At 70.6% G+C, this 14485-nt stretch carries 12 protein-coding genes; 5 read left to right on the top strand and 7 right to left on the bottom strand.

What is annotated here, in order from left to right; all coding sequences use genetic code 11:
- Positions 1 to 629 precede the first annotated feature (629 nt).
- The 3 genes from Ato02nite_RS11640 to Ato02nite_RS11650 form a co-directional block, all read right to left on the bottom strand.
- Positions 630 to 1451 carry an SDR family oxidoreductase gene (locus Ato02nite_RS11640; RefSeq protein ID WP_213006473.1) on the bottom strand — a complete coding sequence of 274 codons (822 nt, stop codon included), beginning with the start codon at positions 1449 to 1451 and terminating at the stop codon, positions 630 to 632.
- Between the two features lie 193 nt (positions 1452 to 1644).
- On the bottom strand, positions 1645 to 3069 hold the full coding sequence (locus Ato02nite_RS11645; RefSeq protein ID WP_213006474.1) for a hypothetical protein: 1425 nt from the start codon (positions 3067 to 3069) through the stop codon (positions 1645 to 1647).
- Positions 3066 to 3401 (bottom strand): PadR family transcriptional regulator, encoded by a 336-nt coding sequence (locus tag Ato02nite_RS11650; RefSeq protein ID WP_213006475.1) that lies wholly within the window; start codon positions 3399 to 3401, stop codon positions 3066 to 3068. The genes Ato02nite_RS11645 and Ato02nite_RS11650 overlap by 4 nt, the downstream gene beginning before the upstream one ends.
- Positions 3402 to 3461: 60 nt before the next feature.
- On the opposite strand from Ato02nite_RS11650, the gene Ato02nite_RS11655 reads away from it, so the two are divergent.
- Entirely contained in the window at positions 3462 to 4163 is a 702-nt protein-coding gene (locus Ato02nite_RS11655; protein ID WP_213006476.1) for a sulfotransferase-like domain-containing protein, read from the top strand.
- A 17-nt stretch (positions 4164 to 4180) separates the two neighbouring features.
- On the opposite strand, the gene Ato02nite_RS11660 is transcribed toward Ato02nite_RS11655, so the two are convergent.
- The gene (locus tag Ato02nite_RS11660; protein WP_213006477.1) at positions 4181 to 5089 is read right to left on the bottom strand and encodes an aminotransferase class IV; all 909 of its coding nucleotides are present in this window, start codon (positions 5087 to 5089) and stop codon (positions 4181 to 4183) included.
- Between the two features lie 113 nt (positions 5090 to 5202).
- Between Ato02nite_RS11660 and Ato02nite_RS11665 the strand changes: the two genes are divergently transcribed.
- Both Ato02nite_RS11665 and Ato02nite_RS11670 read left to right on the top strand, forming a co-directional pair.
- Entirely contained in the window at positions 5203 to 6138 is a 936-nt protein-coding gene (locus Ato02nite_RS11665; protein ID WP_213006478.1) for a M20/M25/M40 family metallo-hydrolase, read from the top strand.
- Between the two features lie 158 nt (positions 6139 to 6296).
- Positions 6297 to 6674: an LLM class oxidoreductase gene (locus Ato02nite_RS11670; RefSeq protein WP_213006479.1), complete on the top strand. Its 378-nt coding sequence runs from the start codon at positions 6297 to 6299 to the stop codon at positions 6672 to 6674.
- A 5-nt stretch (positions 6675 to 6679) separates the two neighbouring features.
- Here Ato02nite_RS11670 and Ato02nite_RS11675 read toward each other — a convergent pair whose 3' ends face one another.
- Positions 6680 to 8218, bottom strand: coding sequence for a phospholipase D-like domain-containing protein (locus Ato02nite_RS11675; RefSeq protein ID WP_213006480.1), 1539 nt, complete (start codon positions 8216 to 8218; stop codon positions 6680 to 6682).
- Positions 8219 to 8390: 172 nt separating this feature from the next.
- Entirely contained in the window at positions 8391 to 10517 is a 2127-nt protein-coding gene (locus tag Ato02nite_RS11680; protein ID WP_213006481.1) for a transglycosylase domain-containing protein, read from the bottom strand.
- Positions 10518 to 10742: 225 nt separating this feature from the next.
- Between Ato02nite_RS11680 and Ato02nite_RS11685 the strand changes: the two genes are divergently transcribed.
- Both Ato02nite_RS11685 and Ato02nite_RS11690 read left to right on the top strand, forming a co-directional pair.
- Entirely contained in the window at positions 10743 to 11894 is a 1152-nt protein-coding gene (locus Ato02nite_RS11685; protein ID WP_213006482.1) for a prolyl oligopeptidase family serine peptidase, read from the top strand.
- A gap of 37 nt (positions 11895 to 11931) precedes the next feature.
- A complete protein-coding gene (locus tag Ato02nite_RS11690; protein ID WP_213006483.1) occupies positions 11932 to 13458 on the top strand; it encodes a serine/threonine-protein kinase in 1527 nt (508 codons plus the stop codon).
- On the opposite strand, the gene Ato02nite_RS11695 is transcribed toward Ato02nite_RS11690, so the two are convergent.
- On the bottom strand, positions 13455 to 14444 hold the full coding sequence (locus Ato02nite_RS11695; RefSeq protein ID WP_213006484.1) for a glycoside hydrolase family 113 protein: 990 nt from the start codon (positions 14442 to 14444) through the stop codon (positions 13455 to 13457). The two genes, Ato02nite_RS11690 and Ato02nite_RS11695, sit on opposite strands and share 4 nt — an antisense overlap.
- Between the last annotated feature and the right edge of the window lie 41 nt (positions 14445 to 14485).

Below are 14485 nucleotides of genomic sequence, written 5' to 3' on the forward strand. Positions count from 1 at the left end.
AACAACCGCAACCACCCCCGACCGCCGCCACCCCGCGACCAGCCTGCAACACCGGCACGTGCCGCGACCCTCGCGCAACGACACACCCCTACGCGTCGCCTGCCCGGAGGGGTTCTGCGGGTATCCGGCCCGCGGTGACGCGGTCGATGCCCCGCCGCGGCGCCCGGCATCGCAGATCTTGTGGAGTTGCCGCTCTGTCCGCACGGCAAGCCCACAAGATCGCGTCTGGTCGAGCTGTCGGCGTCGGATATAGGCGGTGTCATGTTCTTCTGACCGCTGGGGTGGTTCAGGCTGTGGAAGCGCTGTCATCACGCGGGACCATGCGCGGAATGCGGGACGGCGACTCGGTATCCGAGCGCATCGACCACCCTACGGGAGGTCGATGGCCGTCGCCCGGGACTGCTCGGCCCAGCCGGCTGAGGGCGGGGTGGGGTTGCGAGCTTGGGCCGGGCCCGCCCGCAGCGGGCGCGCGGAGGGTGAGCTGCACCTGCCGGGACCGCGTGCCACGGGACTGAGCCGGCGCGTACCGAAAGATTTCCGCGCGGAAGCCTCCCGCCCTCCGTTTCCAGGAAGCTTGGGTTGGGGTCCCGTTCCTTCTGGATTGGCGGGACCCCGACCCGAGAGGATCTCTAGCCCTGCGCCTCGGCCGAGACGGGCTGCCATTCCTTCCACTCGGCCAGGCGGGACTCGTAGTCGGCCGTGGCGATGCCGATCGGGGCCGTGCCGAAGAAGATGCGCAGCGGCGGGTTCTCGGCGTCGACGATCTTGAGGATGGCCGATCGGGTCGCCGTCGGGTTGCCCGGGTTCGCCACCCGGCTCTTGCGCGTCTCGGCGGCCGCCTCGCGCACCTTGTCGTAGGTGTCGAGCTTGGTCGCGTGCTTGGCCGACGCGCCACCCCAGTCGGTGCTGAACCCGCCCGGCTCGACCAGCGTCACCTTGATGCCGAACAGCGCCACCTCCTGGGCCAGCGCCTGGCTGAAGCCCTCGAGGGCCCACTTGGAGGCGTTGTAGATGCCGATGTTGGCGAACGCGGAGATGCCGCCGATCGACGACACCTGGATGATGTTGCCGCCGCCGCTCTCCCGCAGGTAGGGCAGGGCACCCTGGGTGATCCACAGCGCGCCGAAGAGGTTGGTCTCGATCTGCGCCCGGGCCTCGGCCTCGCTGATCTCCTCGATCATGCCGAACTGGCCGTAGCCGGCGTTGTTGACGATCACGTCCAGTCGGCCGAAGTGCTCGAACGCCTGCTTGAGGGCGGCCAGCGCGGCCGGCCGATCGGTGACGTCGAGAGCGAGTGGCAGCACGTTGTCGCCGTACTTGGCGACGAGGTCGTCGAGCGTGGAGACGTCGCGCGCGGTCGCCGCGACGCGATCCCCCCGGTCGAGGGCCGCCTCGGCCCACTCCCGTCCGAAGCCGCGCGATGTTCCGGTGATGAACCAGGTCCTGGCCACGGTAAATGTCCCTTCTCCGTGATACGTGCCGAAAGTACCCGCGCAGCGGCCACAGAACCTGTGATCTCGGCCGCCGGCCATCCGCTCAGCCGGGCCGGGCCGCTCAGCCGGGCCGGGCCGCTCAGCCGGGCCGGGCCGCTCAGCCGGGCCGGGCCGCTCAGCTGGGCCGGGCCGCTCAGCTGGGCCGGGCCGCTCAGCCGGGCCGGACCGCTACGACGCCGGGCATTGCGCCGACCTCGGCGGCCAGGCCCTCGTAAACGCCCGGGCTGGTGAGGTCGATGGCCCAGAAATAGGGCAGGGTCGCGCCCGCGCCGGCCGGCAGCGCACCGCCATGGCAATACGCCTCCCGGTAGGCCTCCGACGTCGGGTCGTAGTAGAAGTTGAAGGCCGCCGCCCCGGGTATGCGCGAGATCGCCGCCTGGATGTAGTTGCGCTGCTCCGGGGTGGTCGCCGGCCGGATGAAGACGTAGGTCAGGTAGCTGAGCCGCGCCCCGCCCCCGGCCGGCATCGCGGGCACGCAGGCCTTCGCCGCGGCGGTGGCCGGCTGCGGCAGGTGTTCGACGAGCGCGGGCAGCCGCCCGGCGAAGACGGCCAGGGCCAGCGCCGCCGCGGCCGCCCCGATCGCGGTGACCCGCCGCCGGGGCAGCACGGCCAGCAGGATCATGGCGCACGCGAACACCAGCGCCGGCTGCCAGAAGACGGCGAGCACGCCGCGCTGGCCCACGAACCAGACCTGCTCGGGCGGCTGGAGATCGCTGTTGCCGGCCGCCCACAGCATCGTGAAGGCCACCGTCGGCAGCAGCACCACCAGCCCGGCGACGGCGGTCAGCAGCGTGCCGGCCTGCAGGAAGCGGCGGCCCTCGACCCGGCGCGCCACCCACCCGGTCAGCAGCCAGGCCAGCAGCGCGGCGACCAGCGCCCCGGCGATCTCGAGGGCCCAGAGCCCGGCCGGTGCCGTGCGGGCCAGTGTGAAGCCGGCGCTGCCGTCGGAGTCCCACGGGGCGAGCTTGTCGGTCGCGGTGTCGGTGAAGCGCAGGGCCAGACCGTCCCGGGTGGCCCAGAACGAGGCCGAGTGCCAGGCGGGCGGGAGCTCATCGGCGGTCGGCTCGCCCAGCGCGATGGCGCCCCGGATCGTCCAGCCCTGCCCGGCGAGCCGGTCGCGCACCTCGGCCGTGTAGGCCGCGACCTCGCGGGTCTGCGCGGTGTGGTGCACCCAGTAGTCGGCGAAACCGTACTGCTCGCCCTCACCGTCGGCGGTGCGCACCCAGAGCGCCGCGTCGCCGCCGCCCCAGGCGACCAGGCCCGGGAAGACGTCGCGTTTCAGCTGCTCGGCGGCGACCCCCTCGGGCAGCGAGGGCGCGAGCCGCCAGCCCAGGGGGGCGACGGCCGCGGCACCGAAGACCCCGGCCAGCACGGCGATGAGGGTGGCGAGCACGACGATGCCCCGGCTGCGCGGATGGCCGAGCCGGGCTCGCAGGCCGCAGTGCAGCAGGTTGAAGACCTGTCGCGGGGTGGGGTGGCGTCGACCGCGCTCCTCAGCCGCCTCGAGCAGGGTGTCGAGCAACTCGGCGCGGCGCGGGCCTGGAGGATAAGCGAGCAGGGGCAACCGGAAGCTCACGGCGTCACCGTGCCGAACCCCGGCCGCCGCCGCACGGACAGCTGGGCGGTGGCCGCGTCGGCGCTGGCCCGCAACTGGGCCGCCTCGGCGTCGAGCGCGGCGGCGCCGTCGTCGGTGAGCCGGTAGTAGCGCCGGGCGCGGCCGCCGACGATCTCCTCCCGGTCGAGCTCGATCAGGCCCTCGGCGTCGAGCCGGTCGAGCGCCGCATATAGCGTGCCGGCCTGCAGTTTCACCCGGCCGCCGGAGAGCCGCTCGACCTCCCGCATCAGGCCGTAGCCGTGCTGGGTGGCCGAGGCCAGGGCGGTGAGGATCCAGAATGTTGGCTCGCGCATAGGTGGCACGGGTTGAATATAGAGATGATCTGAGTATCGGCGCAATGCCATTATCGGGCCATGACAGTGCGGGTAGCGATGTGGTCCGGTCCGCGCAACATCTCGACCGCGATGATGCGCAGCTTCGGCGCGCGGGCCGACACGGTCGTGGTCGACGAGCCGCTCTACGCCCACTACCTGGACGTCACCGGCATCGACCACCCCGGCCGCGCCGAGATCCTGCGCAGCCAGCCACGCCGCTGGGAGGACGTGGCCGCCCGGCTGACCGGCCCGCTGCCCGGCGACCCGGCCGTCCACTACCAGAAACACATGACCCACCACCTGCTGCCGGTGATCGGCCGGGCCTGGCTGGGCGAGCTCACCCACGCCTTCCTGATCCGCGACCCCGCGCACGTGGTCGCGTCCTACGCCCGGGTGCGGGGCGAGCCGACGCTGGATGATCTGGGTTACCCCCAACAGGCAGAGATCTTCCGGGCGTACGGCGGACCGGTGATCGACGCGGCCGACGTGCTCCGCGACCCGGCCGGCACGCTGAGCCGCCTCTGCGACGCGCTCGGCATCGGCTTCGACCCGGCCATGCTCGCCTGGGAGCCGGGCCCGCGCCCGACCGACGGCGTGTGGGCCCCGCACTGGTATTCCGCGGTCGAGGCATCCACCGGCTTCGCGAAGTACGACCCGACCCCGCCCGCCGTGCCGGACCGGCTGCGCCCCCTGGTCGAGGCGGCCCAGCCCTACTACGACGAACTCGCCCGCGCGACCTGACGCGCCTTTGCCGAGCGCTAGCCGGCCGGCAACAGGCGGACGCCGTGGGCGGCGGCGTGCTCCTGGTAGAGCGCGGCGATCCGGATCGTCATCGGCCCGGCCTCGCCGGCCCCGATGGTGCGGCCGTCGATCACCGTGACCCCGGCGACCTCGCCCATCGTGCCGGTGCAGAAGACCTCGCCGGCGTTGTACATCTCGGTCAGGGAGACGTCCCGCACCACCGCCGGGATGCCGTTGGTGGCCGCCAGGTCCAGGATCGTCTGCCGGGTGATGCCCTCGGGGCAGGCGGCGGTCGTCGGTGTGACCAGGCCGCCGCCGGTCACCGCGAACAGGTGGGTGGCGTTGGTCTCGGCGACGAACCCGCGCTGGTCGAGCATGAGCGCGTCGTCGGCGCCGGCCGCGGTCGCCTCGATCTTGGCGAGGATCGAGTTGAGCAGGTTCGCGTGGTGGATCTTCGGGTCGAGCACGTCCGGCCCGGGCCGCCGCACGCTCGCGGTGGCCAGGCGCAGCCCGCCGGTGTCGTAGACCGGCGGTTTGTACTCGGCCAGCACGATCAGCGTCGACCCGGCGGTGTTGAGCCGGGGGTCCATCCCGCTGGTCACCTTCACCCCGCGGGTCAGCGTCAGGCGTACGTGCACCTCGTCGTACATCTGATTGGCCCGCAGCGTGGCCGTGACCGCCGCGATGACCTCGTCGTCGCCGGGGATGTGCGCGAAGTTCAGCGCGGTCGCCGACCGGCGCAGCCGGGCGAGATGCTCGCGCAGCCCGAAGATCGCCCCGCGGTAGAGCCGCAGCCCCTCCCAGACGGCGTCGCCGCCCTGCACCACCGAGTCGAACGGGGAGAGTCCGGGCTGGTCACGGTGGAACAATTGGCCGTTGACCCAGTACCGGAGGCCGGCGTTGCGCTCGTCGTACGTCTGCAGCATCGGTCCGAGGTTAGTCCCGGCCGCCGAACGTGAGGGTCATATTGATATGTCCCGATGCGTCGGGCGCGTCCGTAGTGTTCGGCATCGATACCCCCAGCCCCCATGGAGGAACGATGCGGGTTCGTAAGTTCGCCCTCGCCGGCGTCGCCGCCGCCGTGACCGCCACCCTCGCGGTCGCGGGCTCGACCTACGCCGGTGCGGCCACGGTCACCCCGGTTGCCCCGGTCGCCGCCGCTACCCCGCCGGTGATCACCGCGGCCGCCCCGATGGCCCACCTGACCCAGCTGATGAACTTCGCCAAGGCCAGCAGCAACACCCGGGTCATCGGCAGCACCGGCTTCACGTCCACGGTGAGTTACCTCCAGTCGCAGCTCACCGGGCTCGGCTGGACGACCACCGTGCAGAACTTCACCACCGGCGGCAAGAAGGCGGCCAACGTGATCGCGGAGTGGCCGTACGGCGACGCCGCCCACGTCATCATGGCGGGCGCGCACTCCGACTCGGTCAAGGCCGGCCCCGGCATCAACGACGACGGCTCCGGCGTGGCCGCGCTGCTCGCCAACGCGAGCGCGATCACGCAGTCCGGCCTGCGGCCCGCCAAGCGCATCCGGTTCGGCTTCTGGGGTGCCGAGGAGCAGGGCGACATCGGCTCCAGCTACTACGTGTCGCACCTGGCCGGTGGTGAGACGGCGAAGATCGACGCGTACCTGAACTTCGACATGGTCGGCAACAAGGTGGAGAACGGCAAGGCGGTCGGCTGGAGCCTGTACGCCGATGGCCAGTCCAACGGCCTGAACACCCCGTTCAAGACCTACTTCACGTCGAAGGGCATCACGGTCAACCCGTCGCTGGACACCGACGACCGCTCCGACCACGCCGCCTTCAAGAACGCCGGCGTCAAGGTGACCGGGGTCAGCTCGGTGCGCAGCCTCAACGAGCTGGGCGCCTGTTACCACAAGGCCTGCGACGATCTCACCGATGTGTCCAGTGACAGCATGGTGCTGGCCTCGAACGCCATCGCCAGTGCAGTCTGGACACTTGCCGGCTGAGCTTCGAGGAGCGTTATGGAACTGGGGATGGCACTGCCGACGTCCGGGTCACTGGCGTCCGTGCACAACATCGCGCGGGTCGCGCAGGAGGCCGAGCGCCTCGAATACTGACCGAGCGGATCAAACTGGGCACCAGCATCATCGACGCGCTGTTCCACGTGCCGGTGGTGCTGGCCCGGCGGTTTAACACCGAAGCCGGCCAGAAACGGGCGGCGCGCATCGCCGACGGCATCAACCCCATTGCTTTCTCGTACGAGCAGGTGGTCGAGTCGGCGCGCGTCTTCCGTACCTCGGCGGCGGAGAACGGCCGCGACGCGGCCTCTCTCACCGTGACCGTCCGCGCGAATGTGCCGATCGTCGCCGACGCCATCGGCGACGGCCGGCCGTTCCTGGGCGGCTCGCCGGCCGAGATCGCCGACGACCTCAAGCGGCTCGGCGAGGCCGGCGTCGACCACGTGCTGTTCTACAACGTCGCGCCGGACGGCATCGACAGCCACCTGCGCCTGATGGCCGACCTGCGCAACCGGGCCGGCTGACCGCTCTACGGCGGCCCGACCAGGCTCAGCACCGATTCGAGCGGGTCGAATCCGGCCGGCATCCCGGGCGTACGCCAGGAGCCGGCCGGGGCCGTCGCCGGCAGCCATTCCGGGCGGAAAACCCCAAGAGCCAGATCCAGATCTTCCAGGTACGGGCGTAGCTCATCGGTCACCGGCGTGCGCAGATGCTCGGCCCACAGCCGCACCCGCAGGTCGCGCACCTCGTCGCCGGTGGTGACCAGGGCGGCGGTCAGCTCGGTGTCGACCCCGACCATCGAGCGGCTGAACAGGTTGGCCGAGCCGACCGCGGCGAACCGGTCGTCGACGATCACGACCTTGGCGTGCACGGTGAGGTGCTCGACCCGCCAGAGCCCGATGTTGCGGCGCAGCCCGTACGGCAGCGGCTCGATGACCTTCTTCTGCAGATCGGCATTGACCGTTCCGTTGATCAGCGGCGACGACTCGGCCGGGTCCCGGGTGCCCGAGCCGACCAGGATCACCTTCACCCCGCGGGCCGCCGCCGCCCGCAGGTACGGGTAGAGCTCGAAGCGGTGGTCACCGCCCGGGTACTCCCGGAAGTACTGGTCCTCGATGTAGACGTAGTGCCGGGCCGCCCCGATCGCCTGCACCAGCGTCAGGAACACCTCGTGCACCCCGTCCGGCGCCACATCGCTGTAGTGCCGGCGCTCCCACGGCAGCAGCGAGTCGATGTACCACGGCCCGACCGACCGCAGGATCTGGCAGGCCGAGCCGGGCGCCGACCGGGCGGCCTGAGCCGGGGCCGGCCCGATCCCGCGCAGCGTCCCGCCCGGGTTGAGCACCTGCAGGCCCTTCATCGCCGGCCAGACGTAGCGCCGCCGGGGCAGGCTGACCGCACCGAGCCAGCGCATCCGGAACACCCGCCAGACATCGGCGGCGGCCGGTCCCTCGATGATCGCCCCGGCGTCGTGCCACCCCCAGCGCCCACCGCGCACCGACTGGCGCCGGTGCGGCGTCTCGTCGACCCGGTTGGCCGCGTAGTCGATGCCACCCACACACGCGATGAGCTCGTTGCCCCGTCGCACCAGGGTGATCTTCTGATGGTTCGACCCGACCCCCGACCCGGACCAGTCGAGCAGCACCCGATCGGCCAGCGGCGCCGGATCGCCGCGCCGGTCGGCGTCGCGGCGCCAGCGCCGCAGCACGTGCGCCGAGCTGACATTCTGATGGAACGGCCCGATCGTCGGCCGCACCAGGCTGCTGCTCACCACGGCCCCGGCCAGGATGATCCGGACGTCCACCCCACGCACGGCCAGCCCGGCCAGCAGATCGGCGAGCGGCTCATAGCCGGCTTCGCCGGCCCGCTTCCCGGTCAGGTCCATCTCCGGTTCGAGCTGAAGCCCGCAGATGTACGCCGCGTCGCCCGCCCCGAGCGACATCAGCAGCTCCCGCATCCGCCGCATCCACCCGCGCCCGTCGACGACGAACTCGACCGACGAGTTCTCCCAGTGCGGCCCCACCGCGGGCGTCAGATAGCGAGCAACGAGTTCGTCCAGCTTCGCCATGGCGAAGACCTTAGCGATCCCGCCCACCCCGCACCCGACCCCGGAGCCCTCGTTCCGGCGGCCGCTTCCAGTTTCGCGTAGCGAGAACTGAGTGCCACGGGGCCCATTCCACCGCGTACGGAAGAGGAACAGCCCCGCCGCGAGCGGCGAGGCTGTGGTGGAAAGCGGCCCGTCAGGGGGTTTTGAACTGTTCTGACGGCTTTCCGTCCATGTAGTCGGCGACCGTGTTCCAGACGGCGGGGTTGATCACGTCGTGCTTCATCTGGTCGTTGTGGGCCTGCCAGTCGGGGTTGACCATGTAGCCGGCCACCACGATCGACGTCGTGCCCACCACCAGGGACGCCGTTTTCTCGGCGTCGGTGGTGCCGGTCTTGCCGAAGACCGGGTGGCCGACGATGCCGCGGACCGCCTTCGCCGTGCCGGTGCCGCCGCAGCTGCCCAGCTGGGCCGAGTCGCCGACCGGGCAGCGGGTCGCGTCCAGCGTCTTGCGGGCCACGTCCGTGCTGGTCACTCGCTTGCAGCTGGGCTTGCCGACGTCCAGCTTCTCACCGGTGTGGGTGGTGATCTGCTCGATCGGGGTGGGCGCGCAGTACATGCCGTCACCGGCCAGGGTGGCGTACGCGTTGGCGATGTCCAACGGGGTCGACGCCGAGACACCCAGGGTGAACGCGCCCCAGTCGTGGGCGGACTGGGTGGCCAGGTCGTTGTCCTGCTTCTCGCGGAACTGGACGCCGAAGCGCTGGGCGACATCGACCACCTTCTCCGCGCCGACCTGTTCCTGCAGGGGCACGAAGTAGGTGTTCACGGACGCGCCGAAGCCGGTCCACATGTTGAACGGGCCGGCCTCCTTGGCGCTGGAGTTGCTCGGGCAGTAGTGGCCGTTGCAGGCGGCGGGGGCGGCCGAGTCGCGGTAGAGCGGCGAGACGTACCGGTTGGTGGTGTTGATGTTGTAGTCCAGGTTGAAGCCGTTTTCCAGGGCCGCCACCATGGTGAACATCTTGAACACCGAGCCGGCCTGGTAACCGTTGATGTCGCCGCCGCCGGTGATGATCGGGTTGGTGGTGTTGGGGTAGGTGGCGCGTACGCCGGCCTTCCGCTTCTTCGGGTCGGACGACAGCGGGTTCGGTTTCGCGGCGGTGGGCAGCTTGAACTTGCGGTTGGCGGCGAGCGCCCGCACCTTGCCGGTGCCGGGCTGCACGGCCGCGAGCAGCAGTGCGTTCACCGAGTTGTCGCTGCGCTGTTCGAGGATGCGCTTGCGGGCCGACTTCTGCGCCTTGAGGTCGAGCGTGGTGACGATCTTGTAGCCGCCGCTCTTGAGCCGCCGCTCCCGGTCGTACGAGTTCTCGCCGAACGCCGGCTGGCTCAGCCACCAGCGCTGGAAGTAGTCGCAGAAGAAGCCCCACTCGTTCTTGTTGACGGCGGTGCATCCGTTGCCGACGTTCTTCGTCGTGTGCGGGACCTTCTCGGCCTTGGCCTTGGCCGCCTGGTCGGCGGTGATGTAGTTCAGCGACAGCATGTCGTTGACGACGTAGTTGCGGCGCTGCTCGGCCCGGGGGTAGCCCTCGGTGGTGGTCGGGTCGTAGTACGAGGTGCCCTTGACCATGCCGGCCAGCAGCGCCGACTCGGCGATGTCGAGGTCCTTGGGCTTCTTGCCGAAGTAGATCTGGCTGGCCGCGTAGATGCCGTAGGCGCCGTTGCCGAACGGCGCGATGTTCAGGTAGCGCTCGAGGATCTGTTCCTTGGTCATCTGCTTCTCGAGCTCGAGCGCGAACTTCATCTCGGACACCTTGCGTTCGGGTGTCTTGGCCGTCGCGGCCAGCACCTCCGACGCGGTGGTCGCCGAGTACGACTGGGACATGCGCACGACCTGCATGGTCAGGGTGGAGGCGCCCTGCTGGTCGCCGCCGGCCTTGTTGTTCGCGAACGCCCGGGCCAGGCCCTTGAAGTCGACGCCGTGGTGCTCGTAGAACTTGTGGTCCTCGGCCGCGACGAGCGCCTTCTGCATGTTGACCGAGATGTCCTTGAGCGCCACGTCGCTGCGGTACTCGTCGTACATGACGGCGATCTGGGTCTTGCCGTCGGACGCGTAGATGCGGCTCATCTGCGGCGAGGTCTGCTGCTTGATCGAGCTGGGCAGGTCGGCGAAGCCCTTGGAGCCGGCCTTGGCCGCCAGCCCGGAGAGGGCGGCGGCAGGAAAGGCGGCGGCCGCGACCACCACCCCGGCGAGCAACCCGACAAGGGCCAGGGAGCTCACATTTGTCAGCGGATGGCGGTCACGGCGACGAATGGCGAAGGGCACGGCGGTCAGGCTAATCGGAGTGATCAAATCGATCTTCGCGGAAAGCGGCACTCCGGTGACCCTGGGTGATCACGGGGGTGCAGCGGCCGAGGTTACGCGGCATGTTGCCTCACTAAACCGCCCGTAAGTGTGGTCATGAACACTCTCCAATGTTGCGGGAAGATTACGGCGACGATACGTTCGGAGATCGACGAACATCGCTACCGCACGGGAGTTGACCCGGCCATGCCCATCAGTCGTCGTACCGTTCTCGCCGCCGCCGCCGGTCTGGCCCTGCCCCTGCCCCGTGTGGCCGGGCACACCCGCCCCACCGTGGGGTTCACCCTCAACGCCGAGACCCTGGACGGTGGTGAGCAGGTCACCTCGCTCACCCTGCACACCAGACGGCTCGGGCCGATCGATCCCGCGAGCTTCCGCGTCCACGCCAAGGCCACCAGCCCGATCCCGATCGCGGCCGGCGACCAGATCTTCAGCGAGTACGACCTCGACCGCACGGTCACCGCCGCCCGGCTCGACCACCGCGGCAACGTCGTGCTCGAACTCAGCTACGCCGAGGGGCAGCTCGGCGGCGGCACGCTCGGCTACATCGCGAGCAAGGGCCGCAACGTCCGGCTCGACCTCGTCTACACCGTCACCCAGACCGGATCGCCGGTGCGCTTCGTGCAGGGCCGGCTGGTCAACCCCGAGGTCGACGCGTTCAGTTACCACACCTCGGGCTCGGGCATGAAGTACCGGCTGTACTCGCCCCCGCGGTCGCACCGAAGGCCGCTGGTCGTCTGGCTGCACGGTGGGGGAGAGGGTGCCTCCCTGCCGGACAACTACTACGACAACGAGACCACGCTGCGCGCCAACCGCGGGGCCCTCGGATTCGCCACGCGCGAGGCGCAGCGGATCTTCGGCGGCGCCCACGTCGTCGCCCCGCAGAGCACCTCGGCCTGGATGCTGGACGGCCCCCGCTTCGCGCCGCAGATCCGCGAGATCGTCCAGGACGTCGCCCGCCGGCACGATGTCGACCGCGACCGGATCTACGTGGCCGGGTGCAGCAACGGCGGCTACATGAGCATGAAGATGACCACCGCCTACCCCGGGCTGTTCGCCGCCTCGGTGCCGATCTGCGGGGTGGTGACCGGGCTGATCTCCGACGCCGAGCTGGCCGGGATCCGGACCCCGAGCTGGCTGGTCGCCTCCCGGGACGACGACACCGTTGACCCGGTCGCGAACACCGTGCACGCCCACGATCTGATCCCGCGTTCCCGGATGACCCTCTACGACGACGTCACCTGGAACGGCTACCGGTTCCCCGGCCACTGGTCGTGGATCTACGTGGCCCGCAACGACCGGAATTTCTGGCAGTGGATGGCGCGGCAACGACGCTGACGCGTGAATTCGGGCCCGGCCGGGTACATCGCCGGGCATGACTGCGGCCTCGGTCTATGTGCGCGAGCGGTACCGGCTGGGCCGGACACTCGGGGCCGGTGGCATGGGCCGGGTCTGGCTGGCCCGCGACGAGATCCTCGACCGCGATGTGGCGCTCAAGGAGATCCTGCTGCCGGACGAGATCGTCGGTGCCGACGGCGAGGCGCTGCGCAAGCACATGCTGCGTGAGGGCCGGGCCGCGGCCCGGCTGGCGCATCCGGGGGTGGCCCGGATCTACGACACCTTCGAAGCCGAGGGCCGGGCGTGGATCGTCATGGAGTACGTGCCGTCCCGCTCGCTGCAGGAGGTCCTCGACACCGACGGCCCACTGCCGCCACACCGGGTCGCCGAGATCGGGCTGGCGGTGCTCGAGGCGCTGCGGGAGGCCCATGCGGCGGGCGTACGGCATCGCGACGTCAAGCCGGCCAATGTCCTGCTCGCCACCGACGGGCGGGTCGTGCTCACCGACTTCGGCGTGGCCGCCGTCGACGGCGAGAGCCTGAACACCAGCGCCGGACTGGTGTTCGGCTCGCCGCAGTACATGGCGCCGGAACGGGTGCGGGACGGGGACACCACCTCGGCCGGTGATCTCTGGTCGCTGGGCGCGACGCTCTACGCCGCGGTGGAGGGGCACGCGCCGTACCAGCGGCCGTCGGTCATGGAGACGATCACCGCGATCGCGACCGAGGAACCGGCGGCGTCGACCCAGGCCTTCGAACTACGACCGGTGCTGGACGGGCTGCTGCGCAAGTCGCCCGGGGACCGCATAGATGCGGACGAAACCCAGCGGCTGTTGTACGCGGCCCTGGAACCTTCCCCGGAGCAAACGCCTCGGAGCAGGCGTCCCCTGATCGCGGCGGCGGTCGTGGCGGTCGTGCTGCTGGCCGGCGCCGGCATCGCGTGGGTGGCGACGCGGCCCGATGCCGACGCATCGACCGTAAGCCCGGCGCCCTCCGTCTCCGCCCCGGCGCCGCCCGCCGCCGCCACACCGTCGGCGGCCGTCTCATCCGCTGCCGCACCGTCGACCGCATCCTCCACCGCCCCGGCGTCCGTCGCCCCGTCCGCCGCCGGCAGCACCCGGCCGCCCCTGCCCGCGGGCTGGACCGACTACCGCGACCCCACCGGCTTCTCCGTCTACGTGCCGAAGGGCTGGACCCGGTCCAAGGAGGGCGGCATCGTCTACTTCCGCGCGTCCGGCCGGGTGCTCGGCATCGATCAGACCGACGACCCGCAGTGGGACCCGGTCGCCGACTGGCGCGGCAAGGCCGACTACCGGGTGTCGCACGGCGACTTCCCCGGCTACCGCGAGATGCACATCCGCGAGGTGAAGTACTTCCTCAAGGCGGCGGACTGGGAATTCACCTTCAACCGCTCGGGCGTACGCCAGCACGTGAACAACCGCGGCGTGGTGACCTCGAAGCACCAGGCGTACGGCTTCTATTGGCAGACGACGGATGCCGGATGGAAGGCCGCCCAGAAGGACCTGAACCTGGTTTTCGACAGCTTCCAGCCGGCGAGCGATTAGGCATAGCGGGCCGCCACCGCCGCGAACGCCGCCTTCGGCTCCCACGGCAGGCCCGGGTAGGTGACGCCGGTGCCGTCCTCGAGGACCTTGACGATGCCCAGGCTGGCCAGGTCGAGGTCGTCGCGCGGGTCGCCGCCCGGCCGGTGCGGCAGGTTGTGCAGGGCGAACAGGTGCACGAAGGCGCTGTCCACCCCTTCACTGTCGAAGATCTCCAGAAGCTCGTCGAGGTACGCGGCCTGGCCGGCCTCGTCCCGCTCGTAGACCCCGTCCAGTCGTAGCGGAGGGCCGCTCTCCAGGATCGCCATGCTGCGCGGTGCGACGTCGCCGGCACCCCGCCAGGTCGCCGTGCCGAAGCCGGTGATGGCGACCGGCTTGGGCTGGGCGACGAGCGTGCGCACCGCGCCCCGGAAGAGGTGGGCCACCTCGGCCGAGCGGATCAGCTCGAACGTCACGAAGTCGAACAGGCTCCAGTCGACGCCCTCGAACTGGATGGCCGAATAGGTGACCTTGCCGCCGAACACCTCACGGATCGCGGGCACCGCGCGGCGGAAGAATCGGCCGAGCCGGTCCTGGGCCTCGGCGATGCGTTGCGCGTCGCCGAACAGGTGCTCGAGCCGCTGCTCGAGCCGATCCCCGTCGATGAACCCGCGGTTCATGATGGTCAGCTCCGCCCCGGCCACGAAGACGACGTGGCCGTCGACCCGCGCGGCCCGCCGGGCACATTCCCGGAACAGCGACTCGATCCGGTCCGGAGCAAGATCCAGAGGGTACGGCGTGAACCACACTTCCAGCCCCAGTCCGGTGGCGATGCGGGCCGCCGTCTCGAGGCGTTCCGGGTCGCCCCCGACGATCTGGACGGCTGTGCAGTGCAGGTCGTCGCGGATGATCTCCAGCTCGCGGCGGACCAGGTCGAGGTCGAGGTGCGGGATCGAGTTCGCGCCGTCGCGCACGAATCCCACGTCGTACGTCATGCCCTTGGCTCTCATGGTTGCGACCGTAGGTGAAAAATTGCGTGCACGCAAGTTTG

This window comes from Paractinoplanes toevensis, from assembly GCF_018332695.1.
GTDB classification, from domain to species: domain Bacteria; phylum Actinomycetota; class Actinomycetes; order Mycobacteriales; family Micromonosporaceae; genus Actinoplanes; species Actinoplanes toevensis.